This is a genomic window from Pseudomonas sp. PGPR40 (genome assembly GCF_022014505.1).
Lineage (GTDB): Bacteria > Pseudomonadota > Gammaproteobacteria > Pseudomonadales > Pseudomonadaceae > Aquipseudomonas.
In genome coordinates this window covers 117,616-137,798 of sequence record NZ_JAKLSP010000014.1, presented here as the reverse complement: position 1 = coordinate 137,798, position 20,183 = coordinate 117,616, and the positions used below count along the sequence as shown (strand labels likewise).

Here is a 20,183-nt window from a genome sequence, read left to right as displayed (position 1 = left end):
GTTTACTCCTCTGCCCCGGCAGCTGAATGCGAGTTCATGTCCATTCCTTGCGTAGCGGCCACTTCTTTCTCTTTCTTCTCGTGCTTCACTTTCGGGCCCGGTTTCATGCCTTCGTACTTGTCGACGATGATCTGGAACAGGTTCGGCGTGACCGAGGAGTAGAGCTCGACTGGGTTGTTCTGGCTCTGCTTGGCAAGGGCTGCGTATTCAGCTTGTTCAAGCTGTTTAGGTGCCTTTTTGACTTCACTTACCCAAGCGTCGAACTCTTCCTGGGAAGTGGCGATCGCTTTGAATTTCATACCGGTGAAACCGGCGCCGCTGTAGTTGGCGGAGATACCGTCCATTTCAGCGTTCTCGTTGGCGATCAGGTGCAGTTTGGTCTGCATGCCCGCCATCGCGTAGATCTGGCCGCCCAGCGCAGGGATGAAGAACGAGTTCATCACGGCGTCGGAAGTGACCTTGAAGTTGATCGGGGTGTTCGCCGGGAACACGATCTTGTTGACCGTGGCAATACCTTGTTCCGGGTAGATGAACAGCCACTTCCAGTCCAGCGCGACCACTTCGATGGTCACCGGCTTGACGTCGGATTCCAGCGGTTTGTAAGGGTCCAGTGCATGGGTCGACTTGTAGGTGATGTAACCCAGGGCAATGATGATCAGTACCGGAATCGTCCACACGGCGATTTCGATCTTGGTGGAGTGCGACCACTTCGGCGTGTAGACGGCGTCGGTGTTGGAGGCGCGGTACTTCCAGGCGAACAGAAACGTCATGACGATGACTGGCACGACGACCAACAGCATCAGCAGCGTTGCGGTGATGATCAGGTTTCGCTCATCCAGGCCGACCTGGCCCTTGGGATCGAGCAAGGTCATGTTGCAGCCTCCCAGCAACAACGTGCCGAGCAGCGGCAATAAGCCTAGTAGTCTGGGGTACCTGTTTTTACTCATCTCACGACCTCTAAAGCAGCTTGCGCAATGCAGTTGGGTTTTGATCGCCAACACTTCACCCTGCCAAGGGTTGGCATTTTTCTTGGATTGAATAAGGGCCTGCCCGTCGCGCGTCAGACGCTGTTCGACAAATCCTGGGCCTGCGTTAAGTTCTTATTCGAATTCGTGGTCAAGGGCCTTGTTACAGACCAATTCCATTTGGTGCGGATCGTCGGGAAGCACCGACACCTTGGGCGTCACATGAAGCCATCAGGCCTCTCGACACCCTAATGCTGCTCCTGCACCTGAGTCAGGGTGAGCAGTGCCGGAAATTCAGTGCGGGCGATTGTAGATATGTAGCGATTCATAAACCATGTCTCATCCCGAAATAATTTTTATCCGATCCAACAACAATCATTAACGGTTTTTGCAAAAGTGCGCCATGGTATCGAAATTAATTCTCAACAAAAACACCAAAAAATGTAGGTCTACCACACGAAGTTCAGACAGTTTCAAGGGCTCTGCGCTCGCCTTGCATCCTGCTCTACCCCCTATATGACAAGGGCTTCGGCCAATCGCCAGGCCCTGTTAAAACTGCCTGTTTCGTCCCATGGGCGCTAAAGCCTTCAGTTGCTTGAAGGGCCCGTTTTTGTTGCATGACGATGCACTATTTCAACGTATTGAAATGCCTTGCGACACTCACGCTGTGACAACGTGTCGCACGCATGTCGCACCCGTCCTTGTCGCGCATCAAGGTCTTTTTACCCGCCCTCTGAACATGCAAAACGCCCCGGCCTCTCAACGAGGACCGGGGCGTTCTTTTGTTTCACCTGACGGTGCGGCGGACAGTCTCAACGCAGCGCTTTGCGGTTACGCGAAGTGAGCAGCGGCACTAACACCACGATCAGCACGAACGCCACCAGCGCCCACTGTGCCAGGGACAAACCGAGGATCGGCGGATACGGAGTGGAACAGAAACCGTCGACCTGGAAGCCCAGCGGGAAGATCTTCGCCAGGGGCAGACCGTCGACGATGGGTTGCAGCACATCGATGCCGCAACTGACCGCCGGGTAAAACTGGGTATAGACGTGATGCCCGGCTACGCCGACGCCCGCTATGGCGCAGATCACCACCAATGCTTCGAACAGCGTGATGCTGCGACGGGTGCGCATTGCCGCGCCGATAAATGCGAACAGCGCGATCAGCAACAACGCATAACGTTGCAGGATGCACAACGGGCACGGTGCCTCGCCCAGCGCCACTTGCATGTACAGCGCACCACCGATCAGCGCCAGGCAAATAATGCCCAGCAACACCAAATAGCGCCGTTCACGCCCCAACCGCATCGTTTCCTCGCTCATCGCGTTTCCCTTTTGTGTCCGTGGATCAGCTCGCCGGTGGCTGCGCTTGCAGCGGCTGCGTCAGGCTGATGTTGTCTTCGATATGCCCTTTTGGCGGCAATGCCGTTGTCGATCTGATGTCGATTGCCCGGAAGTCTACACGGCAGCATTGACCTTCGGACGGGGGGCTTATCGATCAACCGCTTCGACAAGACCGCCTTGGCTAACGTCGGAAATAAACGATAAACCGGTTAAGAACGGATTAACTTTCAAATGTTTTTCAAGCCGTGATTGCTTACTGCTTCCAGCGATCTGCCGCCGCATGATCGCTGTCACGCCCTTCCACCCAACGCGGCCCATCACCGGTGTTTTCTTTCTTCCAGAACGGCGCGCGGGTTTTCAGGTAATCCATGACAAAGGCACAGGCATCGAACGCTGCTTGACGATGAGCGCTGGCGGCGCCGACGAAGACGATCGGCTCGCCCGGCTCCAGGGCGCCGACGCGGTGCAACACTTCCAGCCTCAACAGCGGCCAGCGCTGTTCGGCCTCTGCGGCAATCTTGCCCAGGGCTTTTTCGGTCATGCCCGGGTAGTGCTCCAGAAACATTCCGGCGACGTCGAGGCCATCATTGAAGTCGCGTACGTAGCCGACAAAACTCACCACCGCACCGACACCTACATTGGCCGCGTGCATGGCGTTGACTTCAGCGCCCGGATCGAACGGCGTGGCTTGCACGCGAATCGCCATGATTCACCCCCCGGTCACGGTCGGAAAAAACGCCACTTCATCGCCATCGCTCACCGGTTCGTCGAGCTGGCAGAGGTCTTCGTTGCGGGCACACATCAGGTTCTGCTCGCTCAGCACCTCGGCACCGTCACGTTGTGCCAACAGCGCGCGCACATCGTCGACCGTGGCGAAATCACCTTCGACCTTCACCGAGTCCACGCCGAGCGCTTCACGGTAGCGGGCGAAAAACTTCACGGTAACATTCATGGCTGATCCGCCTGGAAATGGCCGCTCTTGCCGCCGAGTTTCTCCAGCAGCCGTACGCTCTCGATGGTCATGCCGCGATCCACGGCCTTGCACATGTCATAGATAGTCAGCGCCGCGACGCTGGCGGCGGTCAGCGCTTCCATTTCGACGCCGGTCTGCCCGGACAACTTGCAGCGTGCCACGATGCGCACGGTGTCGTCGCCTTCGGCACTGAGTTCGACCTTGACGCCGGTGAGCAACAACGGGTGGCACAAAGGAATCAGATCGCTGGTTTTTTTCGCCGCCTGGATGCCGGCGATCCGCGCCACGGCGAATACGTCACCCTTGGGATGACCGCCGCTAACGATCATCTGCAGGGTTTCGGGCAGCATGCGCACCAGCGCTTGGGCCGTCGCTTCGCGGAACGTCACGGCTTTTTCGGTGACGTCGACCATATTGGCACGACCTTGGGAATCGAGATGAGTCAGCACAGGGTTACTCCTGATCAGAAGCATCGATTGTAAGCCTGTGGGTCAATTTTTCGCACGTTTGATTATCAAATCGACACACCTCCTGTAGGAGCGAGGCTTGCCCGCGAAGGCGGCGGCACATCCGACATCAATGTGACTGACACATCGCTTTCGCGGGCAAGCCTCGCTCCTACAGGGTATGTGTCGGGCATAAAAAAACCGGGCGACCTTTAGGGCGCCCGGTTCGGTCGTCACTGTTACAGATGCGATTCGGCGTATTCGGCCAGAATCGAGCGTGGCACCCCTTGCAGGGTGATGTGCACACCGTTGGGGAAGTCCTTGAAGCGCTCGGTCAGGTAAGTCAGCCCGGAGCTGGTCGCGGACAGGTAAGGCGTATCGATCTGCGCCAGGTTGCCCAGGCACACCACTTTGGAACCGGCGCCGGCACGGGTGATGATGGTTTTCATCTGGTGCGGCGTGAGGTTCTGGCACTCATCGATCAGGATCAGACTCTGCTGGAAGCTGCGGCCTCGAATGTAGTTGAGGGATTTGAACTGCAACGGCACTTTGCTGAGGATGTAGTCGACGCTGCCATGGGTGTTTTCGTCATCCATGTGCAGAGCTTCAAGGTTGTCGGTGATGGCGCCGAGCCAAGGCTCCATTTTTTCCGCTTCGGTGCCGGGCAGGAAGCCGATTTCCTGGTCCAGCCCCTGCACGCTGCGGGTGGCGATGATGCGCCGGTAGCGCTTGCTGACCATGGTCTGTTCGATGGCTGCCGCCAGGGCCAGGATGGTTTTACCGGAACCGGCCGCGCCGGACAGGTTGACCAGGTGAATGTCCGGATCGAGCAAGGCATAGAGCGCCAGGCTTTGATAGATGTCACGCGGTTTCAGGCCCCAGGCTTCCTGGTGCAACAGTGGTTCCTGATGCAGATCGAGGATCAGCAACTTGTCGACCTGGATTTCCTTGATCCAGCCGACAAAGCCCTGTTCGTCGATGATGAATTCGTTGACGTGTACGGCGGGCAGGTTGTCGATCAACTGCACCTGGTGCCAGGTGCGGCCATGATCCTGCCGGGTTTCGACTTTGCTCACCCGATCCCAGAACGAACCGGTCATGGTGTGATAACCATTGGGCAGCAACGAAACGTCGTCGACCAGTTGGTCGGTACTGTAGTCCTCGGCCGCAATCCCGCAAGCCCGGGCCTTGAGGCGCATGTTGATATCTTTGGTGACCAGCACCACGGGCAGCTTCGCATCGCGCGCGCGCAGGTCGATCAACTGGTTGATGATGATGTTGTCGTTCAGATGCTCGGGCAGAATGATGTTCGGCTCAATACGCTTGCTCATCAGAATTGACAGCAAACCCTTGGGCCCACTCTTGCCGCGCTGGATCGGTACGCCGAGTTCGACGTCTTCGGGGCTGGCATCGCCCAGGGTCTTGTCGATCAGGCGAATCGCCTGACGACATTCTGCGGCAACGCTGTGATGCCCGCCCTTGAGCTTGTCCAGCTCTTCAAGCACGGTCATCGGGATGGCGACGTGGTGTTCTTCGAAATTAAGCAGGGCGTTTGGATCGTGAATCAATACGTTGGTATCGAGTACATAAAGGATTGGCTGGTTGGAAGAAGAGCTACGTCCGTGATCATCCATACTCGGTCACCTTTGTGGGAGCCAGTCGACGCAATACCTTGACAGTGCTGCGCCTCGAAGTGGCCACCGAAATCACCTGCAAAGACTCAAGTGATTGCAACCCAAACGGAGTCTTGGAAGACGCCACCTGTGTTGCAGGTTTCGGCGGTCTGTCTTCGTAATACTCCAAAACCTGTGACAGAAAAAAGTACTTTGACGTTTTTTTGAAGTTTATTTTGCAGAGTGACCAATAGCACTTGGCGGACTGCCAGCACCCCGCTAAAGTCGGAAGTCCGCCTGCACCAAAATCGCTCCCAAAATCGCCCCTCGCGCAATGTTTACGGTGTTTCACCGCTTTCAGCGAAACGCATTCTGACAGTCTTCCCAACCGATCCCGCTTGGCGCCGTTTGCGTAATGAGCCAAGGCATCGCCGTTTTCAGCGCATCCTGCTTCACATTGAAATTGATCACCCCGTGCCGCCACAGCAGCATCAGAGTCAACACCCGTTGCGCGCTCTGGCTGCCCTTGAGCTTGCCGGCGCCATCCTGGGCATCGATGTCCCACAGCGCCACCTGCAAGCCCTGAGAGGTAAAGAAGCCTTCAGCATCGGCTCGACGCTGACCGTCGGGCGGACGAAACAACGGCACGTAATTCTCCGGCAGCTTGCCTTTGACCAGATCGATGCTGCGTCGCACCGAGTCTTGCCAATCCTGCCAATGGCTGTGGGAGCGGAACTCCCAACCCTGCACGCCCACGCATTGCTGCGAATAAGTCCCTTGCAGGCTGGCCACCGAACGTTCGGCCAGACGGGTCTGAATGTCCTTGCCGAGGACGAAGAACGTAGCGCTCATGTTCGATTTGCGCAGGTATTCGGTAACCCAGGCCGTGTTATCTGGCGCGGCATTGGCGGCGCTGTCGAAGGTCAGCAGGAACAGCCGGTCATTCATGGCCTCGCCATTGCGCTCATAGTCGCCAAAACGATCGACTTCGCTGCTGGTCTTCGGGAACAGCGCAGCCTTGCGCAACTGCTCGTCCAGGTATTGGGTGTGGAACGACCGGCTCGGCTCGGCCCACTTGATGTAATAGCTGTCGTCACTCACCTGAAACTTGGCCGCTTGCTCACGTAAGGTGGCCATGTCTTCAACCAGGAAACAGAAGGAGGCATCCTGATCGCAGCTCTGCTGGGCGAAGTTGTAATTGGTCAGCAAACGCTGCCACAGACGCTGGCGCAGCTGGTTCACCGACTCCAGATTGAGGGTGCGCAGGCCCAGGCGCTGAGCCAGCGTCGCTTCATCTTGGGATTCACTGGCCAGCAGGACGCGGGCGAACATGAGGATTTCGGCCCGCGAGGCGACGTCGAACAATGTCGGGTTGTTGAGCTGCTCAGGCCAGGTGCTGCGATCCAGCGTCGCCGCATCGCCCGGTGCCGCCATGGCGCCGAAGCTCAAGAGCCAGGCCGAGAATAGAAAAACGATACGCAATGGGATGCCTCCATAACAAAACCCGCGCGGCACTATAGCCGATCGCCGGCCCATGATCGTTCCCACGCTCTGCGTGGGAATGCAGCCCGGGACGCTCCGCGTCCCTTCCAAAGCCGAACGCGGAGCGTCCGTTGAGGCATTCCCACGCAGAGCGTGGGAACGATCAGGGTGTGCCCACCACCGATCACCTATGGACTTGATAGCTGGAGTCAACACAGCCAACCCCCTAGAATCGCCGCCACGATTAAAGGAGACGACTTCATGCTGATGGTGATTTCCCCCGCCAAGACCCTCGATTACGAAACACCGCCGGCGACCCAGCGCTTCACTCAGCCGCAATACCTCGACCATTCCCAGGAGCTGATCCTGCAACTGCGCGACCTGACGCCGGCGCAGATCAGCGAGCTGATGCACGTCTCCGACAAGATTGGCGGTCTCAATGCTGCGCGTTTCGGCAGCTGGACTCCTGCCTTCACCCCCGCCAACGCCAAGCAGGCGCTGCTGGCATTCAAGGGCGATGTGTACACCGGCCTGAATGCACAAACCTTCAGCGAAGCCGATTTCGATTACGCCCAACAACACTTGCGCATGCTCTCCGGCCTGTATGGCCTGCTTCGCCCTCTGGACCTGATGCAGCCCTATCGGCTGGAAATGGGCACCAGACTGGCCAATGCCCGGGGCAAGGACCTGTACGCTTTCTGGGGCACGCGGATCAGCGAATGGCTGAACGAAGCGTTAGCCGATCAGGGCGACGACGTGCTGCTGAACCTGGCCTCCAACGAGTACTTCTCGGCGGTCAAACGCAATGCCTTGAACGCACGCATCATCAACACCGAGTTCAAGGATCTGAAAAACGGCCAGTACAAAATCATCAGCTTCTACGCGAAAAAGGCTCGCGGGATGATGAGTCGCTTCGTCATCGAAGAACGCATCAATGACCCGATCGCACTCAAGCAGTTCGACGTTCAGGGTTATCGCTACAGCAGCGAGCAGTCTAAACCGGACAATCTGGTGTTCCTGCGCGATCACGCACCGGAGTAATTGAAACCAGCACCAAGTCGGCGCACGACATCGGTTACTTCGTCGCGCGCCGCTCCTTTTACCCTCGAATACTCCTCGCCATTTTGACGCTTTATTGGCGCCAATAAAACATCAGTTAATTTTCTAACTTTTGTTTCACTCGACAGTGACCACTTTTTTCAGTAGTGGCACTGAAAAATTTTATGGGTAGTGGCAAAAAAATATCCAACGCAATAATCACCCTATATATAAAGGGCGAAACGGCAGGTGCTATCAATATGAAAGCAGTGCCATCTTTTTCAATATTTCAAGAAATTTCAGAATTCGCGATGGGCGGACAGGAACTATGTCCAAATGCGCCGCTCATACCACCGGTAACGATTCTCTCGACGATTGTGCGAGATAACTTACGCAGAGAGGCGGTCCCGATAGCGAAGTTGTCACATCAACTTGAACTTATGGACCACTTATTTGGGCAACACATGAAGGACAGGAGATAACGCACCATTAATATCCCCTACAAGGCCACGGCTGCGCCCCTATAAACGTGCTCACCCGAGCACCCAACCGCTTGATTCACGGGCCCCGCGGCCTGGTATTGAGCGCGCAAGACCTTTGCACGAATGTCTTCTGAAAAGAGGAGCGGCTGCATAACAGGGCAAGTCATAACAATAAGGCCTGGTTGCGCACACCTTGAGTGCACTTATTTAGACACTCGGAACTTAGTATGCCTGCACACGGCATTGCTGCGCCTTTAAGCCGCACTTCCGAGTGCACTACGACCGCTGAACACCATTAACTCCGGCCATGTAATGGCTTGATCAATATAGAGGTAAATGCGATGCGCATCAGCATATTTGGTTTGGGTTACGTCGGCGCAGTCTGTGCCGGTTGCCTGTCTGCACGGGGCCATGACGTCGTTGGCGTCGATGTTGCCAAAGACAAAATCGATATGATCAACGCAGGCAAATCGCCGATTGTTGAACCGGGTCTGGGCGAACTTCTGGCACAAGGTATCGAGACTGGCCGTCTGCGCGGCACGACCAACTTCTCCGAGGCGATTCGCGACACCGATCTGTCGATGATCTGCGTTGGTACGCCAAGCAAGAAGAACGGCGACCTGGAACTGAACTACATCGAAGCCGTGTGCCGCGAGATCGGTTTTGTCCTGCGTGACAAAACCACCCGCCACACCATCGTGGTTCGCAGCACTGTGTTGCCGGGCACCGTGGCAAACGTGGTGATCCCGATCCTCGAAGACTGCTCCGGCAAAAAAGCCGGTGTCGACTTCGGCGTGGCGGTCAACCCTGAGTTCCTGCGTGAAAGCACCGCGATCGCAGACTACGACCAGCCGCCAATGACCGTCATCGGCGAGTTCGACAAGGCCTCGGGCGACGTTCTGCAATCGCTGTACGAAGAACTCGACGCACCGATCATCCGCAAGGACATCGCCGTGGCCGAGATGATCAAGTACACCTGCAACGTATGGCACGCCGCCAAGGTGACCTTCGCCAACGAAATCGGCAACATCGCCAAGGCTGTCGGCGTCGACGGTCGTGAAGTGATGGACGTGGTCTGCCAGGACAAGACGCTGAACCTGTCCCAGTACTACATGCGCCCAGGCTTCGCGTTCGGCGGCTCTTGCCTGCCTAAAGACGTCCGCGCCCTGACCTACCGCGCCGGTTCCCTGGACGTGGAAGCACCGCTGCTCAACTCGCTGATGCGCAGTAACGAGTCCCAGGTGCAGAACGCGTTCGACATCGTCTCCAGCCACGACAAACGCAAAGTCGCCCTGCTCGGTCTGAGCTTCAAGGCCGGCACCGACGACCTGCGCGAAAGCCCGCTGGTCGATCTGGCGGAAATGCTGATCGGCAAGGGTTACGACCTGAGCATCTACGACAGCAACGTCGAGTACGCCCGCGTTCACGGTGCGAACAAGGATTACATCGAGTCGAAGATTCCTCACGTCTCGTCCTTGCTCAATGCCAACTTCGACGAAGTGATCAACAACTCCGACGTGATCATCCTCGGCAACCGTGACGAGAAATTCCGCGCCTTGGCGCAGGAAGCTCCACACGGCAAGCAAGTGATCGACCTGGTTGGCTTCATGTCCAAAGCCACCAGCGTGAGTGGCCGGACCGAAGGCATCTGCTGGTAACACAGCGCCCCTGTAGGAGCCAGGCTTGCCGGCGAACCAGGCAACGCGGTGTGTCAGGCACGCCGCCTTCGCGGGCAAGCCTCGCTCCTACGGTTTTTATGCCTGCCTTAACCCCATCGGGCCACCCCACAGGCTCGCCCGAGATCGAGACGGATGCAGATTATGCACAGGCTAAAGCACGGCCTACTTCAGGCCGCCGGTTGGCTGTTTTACCTAAGTTTATTGATGGGCATCGCCATGGCGTTGCCTGCGTCCACATTCGACTCCGAGTCGAAGGACTTCATCTTCCTGATCGGTATCGTCGGTATCTGGCGCTACTCGATGGGTGCCACGCATTTTTTGCGCGGCATGCTGTTTCTGTACGTGGTCTACCCGCACCTGCGGCGCAAAGTGCGCAAGCTGGGTAAAGACGCAGACCCGTCCCATGTATTTCTGATGGTCACCAGTTTTCGTATCGATGCGCTGACCACCGCGCAGGTCTACAGCTCGGTGATCCGCGAGGCCATCGACTGCGGCCTGCCGACCACCGTGGTCTGCTCGATCGTGGAAATGTCCGATGAGCTGCTGGTCAAAAGCCTCTGGAAACGCATGAACCCACCGCCACGGGTCAAGCTCGATTTCGTGCGCATTCCCGGCACCGGCAAGCGCGATGGCCTGGCCTACGGTTTCCGCGCCATCTCGCGCCACCTGCCGGACGACCGCGCCGTGGTTGCCGTGATCGATGGCGACACCGTATTGGCCGAAGGCGTCGTGCTCAAGACCGTGCCGTGGTTCCAGCTGTTCGGCAATGTCGGCGGCCTGACCACCAACGAGTTCTGCGAAGTACGCGGCGGCTACATCATGAGCGAATGGCACAAACTGCGATTCGCCCAGCGCCACATCAACATGTGCTCGATGGCCCTGTCCAAGCGCGTGCTGACCATGACCGGGCGCATGTCGGTATTCCGCGCCTCCGTGGTCACCAACCCGGACTTCATCGCCGATGTGGAAAGCGATTCACTGCAACACTGGCGCCTTGGCCGCTTCAAGTTCCTGACCGGTGACGACAAGTCGAGCTGGTTCAGCTTGATGCGTCTGGGCTTCGACACGTTCTACGTGCCGGATGCCGCGATCCATACCGTGGAACACCCGCCGGAAAAGAGCTTCATCAAGGCCAGTCGCAAACTGATGTTTCGCTGGTACGGCAACAACCTGCGGCAGAACTCCCGCGCTCTGGGCCTGGGGATGAAACGCCTCGGCCTGTTTACCTCGGTGGTGCTGTTCGATCAGCGCGTGTCGATGTGGACCTCCTTGCTGGGCCTGACCGTAGCGCTCATCGCCACCTTCAAATACGGCCCTGCGTTTCTCCTGGTTTACCTGCTGTGGATCGGCATCACCCGCCTGATCCTTACAGTGCTGCTGTCCTGTTCCGGTCACCGGATCGGCCCGGCCTACCCGGCGATTCTCTATTACAACCAGATCGTCGGCGCGCTGGTGAAGATCTACGTGTTCTTCCGCCTCGACCGTCAGTCCTGGAGTCGCCAGCCCACTTCCCTGACCCGTGATCTCGCCAGCTTTCAAGGTTGGTTCAACACTTGGTCGTCTCGGACCATGACCTTCTCCGCCGGCAGCATTTTTGTCGCCGTGCTGCTGCTGATGGTCTGACCGAACTCGCCTGAATTAACTAGGAAATCGCCCATATGAATACCGCCGTCAACAGCAACGTAGTGCACGAATCCGAAGCCCAGCGCCAACACGCCCGCGTGAAAATCCCGGCCAAGCTGCGTTTCTTCGGTCCTGACCGGACCCCGGTCGAAGCCCGAGTCATTGACCTTTCCGCTGGCGGCCTGGCGTTTAACGCCGGTCAACTGCTGCTGAAAGTCGGCGATGTGCACAAGGCGCGCCTGCAGTTCGTCATCGATAACCTCGGCCTGGCCATGGACGTGGAATTGCAAATCCGCTCCGTCGATCGCCAGACCGGTCGCACCGGTTGCCAGTTCCAGAACCTGGAACCCCGTGACATTTCCACCCTGCGCCACCTGATCACCTCGCACCTGGCCGGCGACATCGTCAGCGTGGGTGAAATGCTCGCGACCCTGCAGCGCGACAACTTCACCAAGGCGCGCAAGGTCAAGGACGGCGGCCACGGCATGACCCCGCTCGGCCGCCTGAAAGCGGTGACCTTCAGCGCCGGTATCTTCGCGGTCGGTCTGGTGGCCTTCGGTTTCATTTTCAAATCGGTATACGGCATGTACTTCGTCAGCCACGCCCAGGCCGGCCTGGTCAGCGTGCAGGGCATGAACATCACTATGCCGCGCGACGGCACCGTGCAGAGCCTGATCAAGGCTGACGGCGTTGCCGCCAAAGGCGCACCGCTGGCGACCTTCAGCACCAGCATGCTCGACGTACTCAAGGGCCATCTGGACGAAGGCCAACTGCAGCCGTCCAAAGTTGAAGAACTGTTCGGCAAGCAAATGACCGGCACCCTGACGTCGCCGTGCGATTGCACCGTGGCGCAGCAACTGGTGGCTAACGGTCAGTACGCCAGCAAAGGCGACGTGATCTTCCAACTGGTGCCGCGCAACACCGAAGCCAACGTTGAAGCTCGCTTCTCCTATCGCCAGTTCGGCGACGTGCTCCCAGGCACCTCGGTCAGCTTCCAGATCGCCGGTGAAGACCAAACCCGTACCGGCAAGATCGTCAGCAGCACCAGCCTGAAAAGCGCCGACCTGTCGTCCGACATCCGCGTGCAGATCAAACCTGACGAACCACTGGACAGCGCCTTCGCCGGTCGCCCGGTTGAAGTGAACAGCACCCGTGGCCCGAACCTGAACTGGCTGATCAACAAAGCCATGGCCGTCGGTCTTTAAACAAGAGGACATGCCCGTGACTATCACAAAAATCCTGAACACACCGCACACCTTGTGGGAGCGGGCTTGCTCGCGAAGGGATCAACACGGTCTACCTGATGCACCGCAGCGCCTGCTTCGCGAGCAAGTCGAATCGTCGCACCGCCGCTCCCACATAGGATCGCTGTGTGCCGTTGCATTGGCCGTGAGCCTGGCCGGTTGCGCCGGCCTGCCCGACCAACGTCTGGCCAATGAAGCCCTCAAGCGCGGCGATACCACGCTGGCGGCGCAGAACTACCAGCAACTGGCAGACCTGGGTTACAGCGAAGCTCAGGTCGGCCTGGCCGATCTGCAAGTCGACAGCCGTGACCCGGCGCAAATCAAAAAGGCCGAGGCGACTTACCGCGCCGCGGCCAGCGTCTCGCCGCGGGCTCAGGCTCGCCTGGGGCGCTTGCTGGTGGCCAAACCCGGCGCCACCGAAGCCGAACACCACGAAGCCGAAGCGCTGCTGAAGAAAGCCGCGGCCAATGGCGAAGGCAACACCCTGATCCCGCTGGCGATGCTGTACCTGCAACACCCGAACAGTTTCCCCAACGTCAACGCCCAGCAGCAGATCAGCCAATGGCGCGCCGAAGGCAAACCGGAAGCGGGTCTGGCGCAAGTGCTGCTCTATCGCACCCAGGGCACGTACGACCAGCACTTGGATGACGTGGAGAAAGTCTGCAAAGCGGCGTTGAACACCACCGACATCTGCTACGTCGAACTGGCCACGGTCTATCAGAAACGCGGCCAGCCGGAGCAACAAGCCGAGCTGATCAAGCAGATGCAGGCCGCCCACAGCCGTGGCGCCGTCTCTGCGCAACGGGTGGACAGCGTGGCCCGCGTGCTGGGCGATGCGAGCCTGGGCAAGACCGACGAGAAAACCGCTCAGTCGCTGCTCGAAGGCATCGCCCCTGGCTACCCGGCGTCCTGGGTCAGCCTGGCGCAATTGCTCTACGACTTCCCTGAACTGGGGGACGTCGACGCCATGATGAAGTACCTGGATAACGGCCGCGCCGCCGACCAGCCGCGTGCCGAACTGCTGCTGGGCAAGCTCTACTTCGAAGGAAAAATGGTGCCGGCCGACGCCAAAGTCGCCGAAGAGCACTTCAAGAAAGCTGTCGGCCGTGAAGTCGCCGCCGATTACTACCTCGGCCAGATTTATCGCCGTGGTTTCCTGGGCAAGGTCTATCCGCAGAAAGCCCTGGATCACCTGCTGACCGCTGCGCGTAACGGCCAGAACAGTGCCGATTTCGCCATTGCCCAATTGTTCTCCCAAGGCAAAGGCACCCGGCCCGACCCGGTCAACGCTTATGTCTTCAGCCAATTGGCCAAGGCTCAAGGCACCCCGCAAGCCAATGAGCTTGCGCAAACACTCGAAGCGCAACTGCCGCCTGACCGGCTGGCCGAGGCCCAACGCCTGCTCAAACAAGAGCAGGCCATTCGTAGCACCGTGAGTCCGGACACGCTGGAACTGCACGCCCTGCAAGAAGAAGACGGCGAGGAATCCCTATGAAGCTCAACCCATTCGTGAAGGCCGGTATTGGCCTGACATTCGCTCTGCTGTGGTCGTGCCCGACCCTGGCGGCCCTGACCGAAGACAAGAACTTCGGCCTCGAAGTCAAAGTTACCGGCCAGTCCGAAGACGATCGTGACCTGGGCACCGCCAGCGGCGGGGATGTCTCCGGCGTCGGCCTCGACCTGCGTCCTTGGGTATACGGCGAGAGCGGCGCGTGGAGCGCCTACGCCATGGGCCAGGCCGTGACGTCCACCGACATCATCGAAACGGACACCCTGCAACAATCCGATAACGACGGTACCCAGACCACCGACAACGGTGATCGCAAAACCAAGAAAAACTACCTAGCGATGCGCGAGTTCTGGGTCGGCTACAGCGGCCTCACGCCCTACCCTGGCGAGATCCTCAAGCTCGGTCGCCAACGCCTGCGCAATGACGACGGCCAATGGCGCGACACCAATATCGAAGCCCTGAACTGGACCTTCGACACCACCCTGTTGCGCGCCAACGTCGGTATCGCCGAGCGCTTCAGCGAATACCGCACCGACTTGAAAGAGCTGGCACCCAAAGACAAGGATCGCCTGCACGTTTTCGGCGACGTGGCCACTCAATGGTCGCCGGGTAACTGGGTCGGCATTCGCGGTCATCACACCCACGATGACGGCAAGCTCGACTACCCGGAGCCAGGCGTGGCCGGCGACTCGCTGGATAAAAAACAGAACGGCGACATCAGTTGGCTTGGCCTCACCGCCGACAGCGACGCCTATAACTGGCGCAACACCAACACCGTCAATTACTGGGGCAGCATCACCGGCATGAGCGGCGACACCGACACGGTCAACCCGCTGAATGCCGATGGCACCCGCCCGACCGAAGCCAAACGCGGTGAAGACCTCAATGGCTGGGCCACCGATATTGGTGTGCGTCTGCGCCTCGATCCACAGTGGCAAGTCGGTGCGGCCTATGCCCGTGCCAGCGCCGAGTACGAACAGACCGGCCTGGAAAGCAACCGCTCGAACTACACCGGTACGCGCTCGCGGGTTCACCGTTTCGGCGAAGCCTTCCGTGGCGAAATGAACAACATGCAGACCGCTACCCTGTTCGGCTCGTGGATGCTCAACGACGAATACGACGCCAGCCTGATCTACCACAAATTCTGGCGCGTCGACGGTAACAAGCCGGTGGGCAGCAACGGCATCAACGCCGTCGAAAACAACACCGACGACGTGACCGGTGCGGTCCTCTCCAGCACCTCGCTGCCGCTGGAAGATGGCAACAAAGACCTCGGTCAGGAAATGGACCTGGTCGTCACCAAGTACTTCAAGCAAGGCCTGCTGCCGGCTTCATTGAGCCAGTCGATCGATGAGCCTTCGGCGCTGGTGCGGTTCCGTGGCGGAGTGTTCAAGCCTGGCGATGCGTATGGCAAAGAAGTCGATTCGTACATGCACCGCGCATTTGTCGACGTGGTCTGGCGCTTCTGATGCAAACCGCGAAGGGAGTGCCCGACATGAACAGTGCCAAGAAAGGCTCGATCAGCCTGCTGGCCGGCGCGCTGCTGCTGGCCAGCGCAGCCGCCTTCGCCGCCGTCGAACCGGTCCAGCCTGCACAACAGGGCAAATCGACGACCATGGCCAAGGGACTGCAACAGGCCAAGACCTATACCGTCAGCAGCGCGCCAACCGAGCCGCTGGAGCTGGCCAAGCCGAAACTGCCGGACACCTCGGGCTACACCGCCGAAGCCATCGCCGCGAAAATCGTGCGCACCAAGCCCGGCAAAATCAGCGTGCGCCGGATGATGCAGGAAAACGCCCTGAAGGACTTCATCGGCGGCGACAACAAGATGGCCGAATGGGTGGTGCGTCAGCATGGCATCCCGCAGGCGATCTTCATCGACGACGGCTACATGAACCTCAAGGACCTGGCGAAGAAGGTGCCCAAGCAGTACTTCAGCGAAACCTCGCCGGGCGTGTTCCTGGCGAAGTTGCCGATCGTGGTGGGTAACAAGGGCATTCTGGAAATCGACAAGCAGACCCAGGAATTGCGCCTGTCTCAGGAGGCCGGTTCGTTCCTGGTCAACGATGGTCAGCTGTTCGTGCGTGATACCAAAATCACTGGCTGGAGCGAGAAGGCAAACGGTCCGGCGGCCTTCAAGTCGCCCAAGGAGTTCCGTCCGTTCCTGCTGTCCTGGGGTGGCACCGAGACCTACATCGCCAATAGCAAGATCGCCAGTTTCGGTTACGCCAACAGTAAATCCTACGGCGTGAGTATTTCCCAATACACGCCGAACATGGCCAAGGTGCTCAAGCGTCCTGAACCGTCCGGCTGGATCGTCGGCTCCGAGTTCTCGGACATGTGGTACGGCTTCTACTGCTACGAAACCCGCGACTTCGTGGTCAAGGGCAACACCTACAAAGACAACATCGTCTACGGCATCGACCCACATGACCGGTCGCATGGCCTGATCATCGCCGACAACACGGTGTTCGGTACGAAGAAGAAGCACGGGATCATTATTTCCCGTGAGGTCAACGACAGCTTCATCTTCAACAACCGCAGCTACGACAACAAGCTGTCGGGCCTGGTGATCGACCGTAACAGTGTGAACAACCTGATCGCCTACAACGAGATCTACAAGAACCACACCGACGGCATCACCCTCTACGAGAGTGCCGACAACCTGTTGTGGGGCAACAAGGTGATCAACAACCAGCGTCACGGCATCCGTATTCGTAACAGCGTGAACATTCGCCTGTACGAAAACATCGCGATGGCCAACGGCCTGACCGGTGTCTACGGGCACATCAAAGACCTGACCGACACCGACCGGGACATCAAGCTCGACCCGTTCGACGCCCAAGTGTCGCTGATCGTGGTCGGCGGTGAACTGGCCGCCAACGGCAGCGGGCCTCTGTCGATCGACTCGCCACTGAGCGTGGAGTTGTATCGCGTGTCGATGCTCGCGCCGACCAAATCCAGCGGTATCAGCTTCAACGGCATCCTCGGCGAGCGCCAGGATGAAATTCTCGATCTGCTGGTGCGCCAGCAGAAAGCCGTGCTGATCGACCCTGTCGAACGCCAGACCGAAATGCGGGACTGAGGATAATTTTATGCACCCACACTTGATCAAATTACTCAGCCTGTCGGCCCTGACCGCGGGCATTCTCGCGGCCAGCACTGGCGTACGTGCCGAAGACGCCAAAGCACCCAGCTTCAAGGCCGAGGATTGCTGCAATCTGTGCCCGGCAGCCCACGACGCGAAGAACTACACCACCCGCTATCAGCAGAATTTCACCACGCTGGTGCAGGCGCAAGGCGATTGGCTGTTCCGTACGCAAGAAGACTTGCGCACCGAGTTCGACACCACGCCCGCCGGCTACAAACGCATGAAACAACTGCACGATGCGTTCAAGAGCAAAGGCGTGGAACTGGTCATCGTTTACCAGCCGACCCGTGGCCTGGTGAACCGCAACAAACTCAACCCGGCGGAAAAAGCCAGCTACGACTTTGACAAGGCGCTGAGGAATTACAAGACCATGCTCGGGCGTTTCGCGCAGATGGGTTACGTGGTCCCGGACCTGTCGCCGCTGACCAACGAATCGCTGCCCGAGACCCTGTCGGCTCACGATTTCTATTTCCGCGGCGACCAGCACTGGACGCCGTACGGCGCCCAGCGCACGGCGAAGATCGTCGCCGAGAAGGTCAAGCAATTGCCGGCCTTCGCCGACATTCCCAAGCGTGAATTCGAGACCCATAAGTCGGGTCGCATGGGCAAGACCGGAACGTTGCACAACATGGCCGGTCAACTCTGTGGCACCAGCTATGCGATCCAGTACATGGATCAATTCATCACCGAGCCCAAGGGCGAAGCAGGCGATGGCGATCTGTTCGGCGATTCCGGCAATCCCGAGATCACCCTGGTCGGCACCAGCCACAGTGGCAAGAACTACAACTTCGCCGGTTTCCTCGAAGAGTCCATCGGCGCCGACATTCTCAACGTAGCGTTCCCCGGTGGTGGCTTCGAAGGTTCGATGCTGCAGTACCTGGGCAGCGACGAGTTCCAGAAGAACCCGCCGAAAATCCTCATCTGGGAATTCTCGCCGCTGTATCGCCTCGACCAGGAAACCATCTACCGCCAGATGATGGCGCTGCTGGACAACGGCTGCGAAGGCAAAGAGGCACAGATGAGCGCCAGCGCCACGCTGAAGCCGGGCAAAAACGAATTGATGGTCAACAGCAAGAACCTGGACCTGCGCAACAGCAGCCACCAGGTCGACATCCGCTTCGCCGACACCTCGGTGAAAACCTTGCAAGCCACCCTCTGGTACATGAACGGGCGCCACGAGGACATCAAGATCGAAAAACCGGAAACCTCCGACACCGACGGGCGTTTCGCCTTCGAGTTGCGCACGGACGAAGACTGGGCCTCGCAGACTTTGCTGGCCGTCGAAGTCCAGGGACCTGAAAAAGCAGGTACCGCGCCGCAGAAAGTCGAAGCGAAAATCTGCAAACGCAACGTGTTCTCCGGCAACGGGCAGCGTATCGCTCAAGCCGGGCAATGAGGCTACCTCTTATGAACTGCATGCAAACCCGAACGCTGAAAACGTTACTCGCGCCGTCCTTGCTGACGCTGGCGATGTTCGCCGGCGCCACGCAGGCCGCCGCGCCACTGCGCCCGCCCCAGGGTTACTTCGCGCCGATTGAAAAAGTCAAAACCGGCGGCAAGAGCGAAGGCTGCGACGCGGTGCCGACGCCCTATATCGGCGCCCTGCAATTTCGCAGTAAATACGAAGGCTCCGACAAGGCCCGTTCGACCCTGAACGAAAAATCGGAAAAAGCTTTCCGCGAAGCCACCGCCGACATCACCAGGATCGAACGCGGCATCAGCAAACAAGTGATGCAGTTCATGCGCGACGGTCGTCCGGAACAACTGGAATGCACCCTCAACTGGCTGGTTACTTGGGCGCGGGCAGATGCATTGATGTCCAGGGACTTCAACCACACCGGCAAGTCCATGCGCAAATGGGCGTTGGGCAGCATGGCTTCGTCCTATGTTCGCCTGAAGTTCTCTGATTCGCATCCACTGGCTACCCACCAGGAAGAAGCGCAAGTGATCGAAGCCTGGTTCAGCAAAATGGCTGATCAGGTGGTCAGCGACTGGGACAACCTGCCGCTCGAGCAAACCAACAACCACTCGTACTGGGCCGCCTGGTCGGTGATGGCCACGTCGGTCGCCACCAACCGCCGCGATCTGTTTGATTGGGCCGTCAAGGAATACAAGGTCGGCGTCAATCAGGTCGACGCCCAAGGCTTCCTGCCCAACGAGCTCAAGCGCCAACAACGCGCCCTCGCCTATCACAACTATGCCCTGCCGCCGCTGGCGATGATCGCCAGTTTCGCCCAGGTCAACGGTGTGGATTTGCGCCAGGAAAACAACGCTGCCTTGAAACGCCTGGGTGATCGCGTGCTTGCAGGCGTGGAAGACCCGGATGAATTCGAGGAGAAGAACGGTAAAGAACAGGACATGAAGGACCTCAAGGTCGATTCGAAATTCGCCTGGCTCGAACCGTTCTGCTCGCTCTACACCTGCACGCCGGATGTGCTGGCGCAGAAACACAAAATGCAGCCGTTCAAGACCTTCCGCCTCGGTGGGGATTTGACCAAGGTCTATGACCCGGCCAGCGAGAAAGGCAACAAGGGCTCTTAGGGTTGATCGTTCCCACGCTCCGCGTGGGAATGCAGCCCGTGACGCTCCGCGTCACATGCCGAAGCGGACGCAGAGCGTCCAGTGAGGCATTCC

General features: G+C 58.7%; 16 protein-coding genes. 9 read left to right on the top strand and 7 right to left on the bottom strand.

Annotated elements, in window-relative coordinates:
• Positions 1-2: 2 nt before the first annotated feature.
• From cyoA to MEB48_RS14185, 7 genes are all read right to left on the bottom strand, one after another.
• Positions 3-947, bottom strand: a complete 945-nt coding sequence (gene cyoA / locus MEB48_RS14215; RefSeq protein ID WP_237884813.1) for a ubiquinol oxidase subunit II — start codon at positions 945-947, stop codon at positions 3-5.
• A gap of 830 nt (positions 948-1,777) precedes the next feature.
• Positions 1,778-2,287: a disulfide bond formation protein B gene (locus MEB48_RS14210; protein ID WP_237884812.1), complete on the bottom strand. Its 510-nt coding sequence runs from the start codon at positions 2,285-2,287 to the stop codon at positions 1,778-1,780.
• Positions 2,288-2,561: 274 nt separating this feature from the next.
• Positions 2,562-3,014 (bottom strand): molybdopterin synthase catalytic subunit MoaE, encoded by a 453-nt coding sequence (gene moaE / locus MEB48_RS14205; protein ID WP_237884811.1) that lies wholly within the window; start codon positions 3,012-3,014, stop codon positions 2,562-2,564.
• Between the two features lie 3 nt (positions 3,015-3,017).
• Entirely contained in the window at positions 3,018-3,260 is a 243-nt protein-coding gene (moaD, locus tag MEB48_RS14200; RefSeq protein WP_008010586.1) for a molybdopterin converting factor subunit 1, read from the bottom strand.
• Entirely contained in the window at positions 3,257-3,730 is a 474-nt protein-coding gene (gene moaC / locus MEB48_RS14195) for a cyclic pyranopterin monophosphate synthase MoaC (RefSeq protein ID WP_033061025.1), read from the bottom strand. The genes moaD and moaC overlap by 4 nt, the downstream gene beginning before the upstream one ends.
• A 236-nt stretch (positions 3,731-3,966) precedes the next feature.
• Positions 3,967-5,361, bottom strand: coding sequence for a PhoH family protein (locus MEB48_RS14190; protein ID WP_095055620.1), 1,395 nt, complete (start codon positions 5,359-5,361; stop codon positions 3,967-3,969).
• Positions 5,362-5,697: 336 nt separating this feature from the next.
• Positions 5,698-6,822 (bottom strand): polysaccharide deacetylase family protein, encoded by a 1,125-nt coding sequence (locus MEB48_RS14185; RefSeq protein WP_237884810.1) that lies wholly within the window; start codon positions 6,820-6,822, stop codon positions 5,698-5,700.
• A gap of 261 nt (positions 6,823-7,083) precedes the next feature.
• On the opposite strand from MEB48_RS14185, the gene yaaA reads away from it, so the two are divergent.
• From yaaA to MEB48_RS14140, 9 genes are all read left to right on the top strand, one after another.
• Positions 7,084-7,863: a peroxide stress protein YaaA gene (yaaA, locus tag MEB48_RS14180; RefSeq protein WP_237884809.1), complete on the top strand. Its 780-nt coding sequence runs from the start codon at positions 7,084-7,086 to the stop codon at positions 7,861-7,863.
• A gap of 820 nt (positions 7,864-8,683) precedes the next feature.
• Entirely contained in the window at positions 8,684-10,000 is a 1,317-nt protein-coding gene (locus tag MEB48_RS14175) for a nucleotide sugar dehydrogenase (protein WP_237884808.1), read from the top strand.
• Between the two features lie 162 nt (positions 10,001-10,162).
• Positions 10,163-11,644 (top strand): mannuronan synthase, encoded by a 1,482-nt coding sequence (gene alg8 / locus MEB48_RS14170; protein WP_442969093.1) that lies wholly within the window; start codon positions 10,163-10,165, stop codon positions 11,642-11,644.
• 35 nt (positions 11,645-11,679) lie between these two features.
• On the top strand, positions 11,680-12,849 hold the full coding sequence (locus MEB48_RS14165) for an alginate biosynthesis protein Alg44 (protein WP_237884807.1): 1,170 nt from the start codon (positions 11,680-11,682) through the stop codon (positions 12,847-12,849).
• A gap of 16 nt (positions 12,850-12,865) precedes the next feature.
• Positions 12,866-14,383 (top strand): alginate biosynthesis TPR repeat lipoprotein AlgK, encoded by a 1,518-nt coding sequence (gene algK, locus MEB48_RS14160; RefSeq protein ID WP_330932707.1) that lies wholly within the window; start codon positions 12,866-12,868, stop codon positions 14,381-14,383.
• Positions 14,380-15,867 carry an alginate export family protein gene (locus MEB48_RS14155; RefSeq protein ID WP_237884806.1) on the top strand — a complete coding sequence of 496 codons (1,488 nt, stop codon included), beginning with the start codon at positions 14,380-14,382 and terminating at the stop codon, positions 15,865-15,867. Before algK ends, MEB48_RS14155 begins: the two co-directional genes overlap by 4 nt.
• Before the next feature lie 26 nt (positions 15,868-15,893).
• On the top strand, positions 15,894-17,483 hold the full coding sequence (gene algG, locus MEB48_RS14150) for a mannuronan 5-epimerase AlgG (protein WP_237884805.1): 1,590 nt from the start codon (positions 15,894-15,896) through the stop codon (positions 17,481-17,483).
• A 10-nt stretch (positions 17,484-17,493) separates the two neighbouring features.
• The gene (locus MEB48_RS14145) at positions 17,494-18,945 is read left to right on the top strand and encodes an alginate O-acetyltransferase (protein ID WP_237884804.1); all 1,452 of its coding nucleotides are present in this window, start codon (positions 17,494-17,496) and stop codon (positions 18,943-18,945) included.
• Positions 18,946-18,956: 11 nt separating this feature from the next.
• The gene (locus tag MEB48_RS14140; protein ID WP_237884803.1) at positions 18,957-20,090 is read left to right on the top strand and encodes a mannuronate-specific alginate lyase; all 1,134 of its coding nucleotides are present in this window, start codon (positions 18,957-18,959) and stop codon (positions 20,088-20,090) included.
• Positions 20,091-20,183 lie beyond the last annotated feature (93 nt).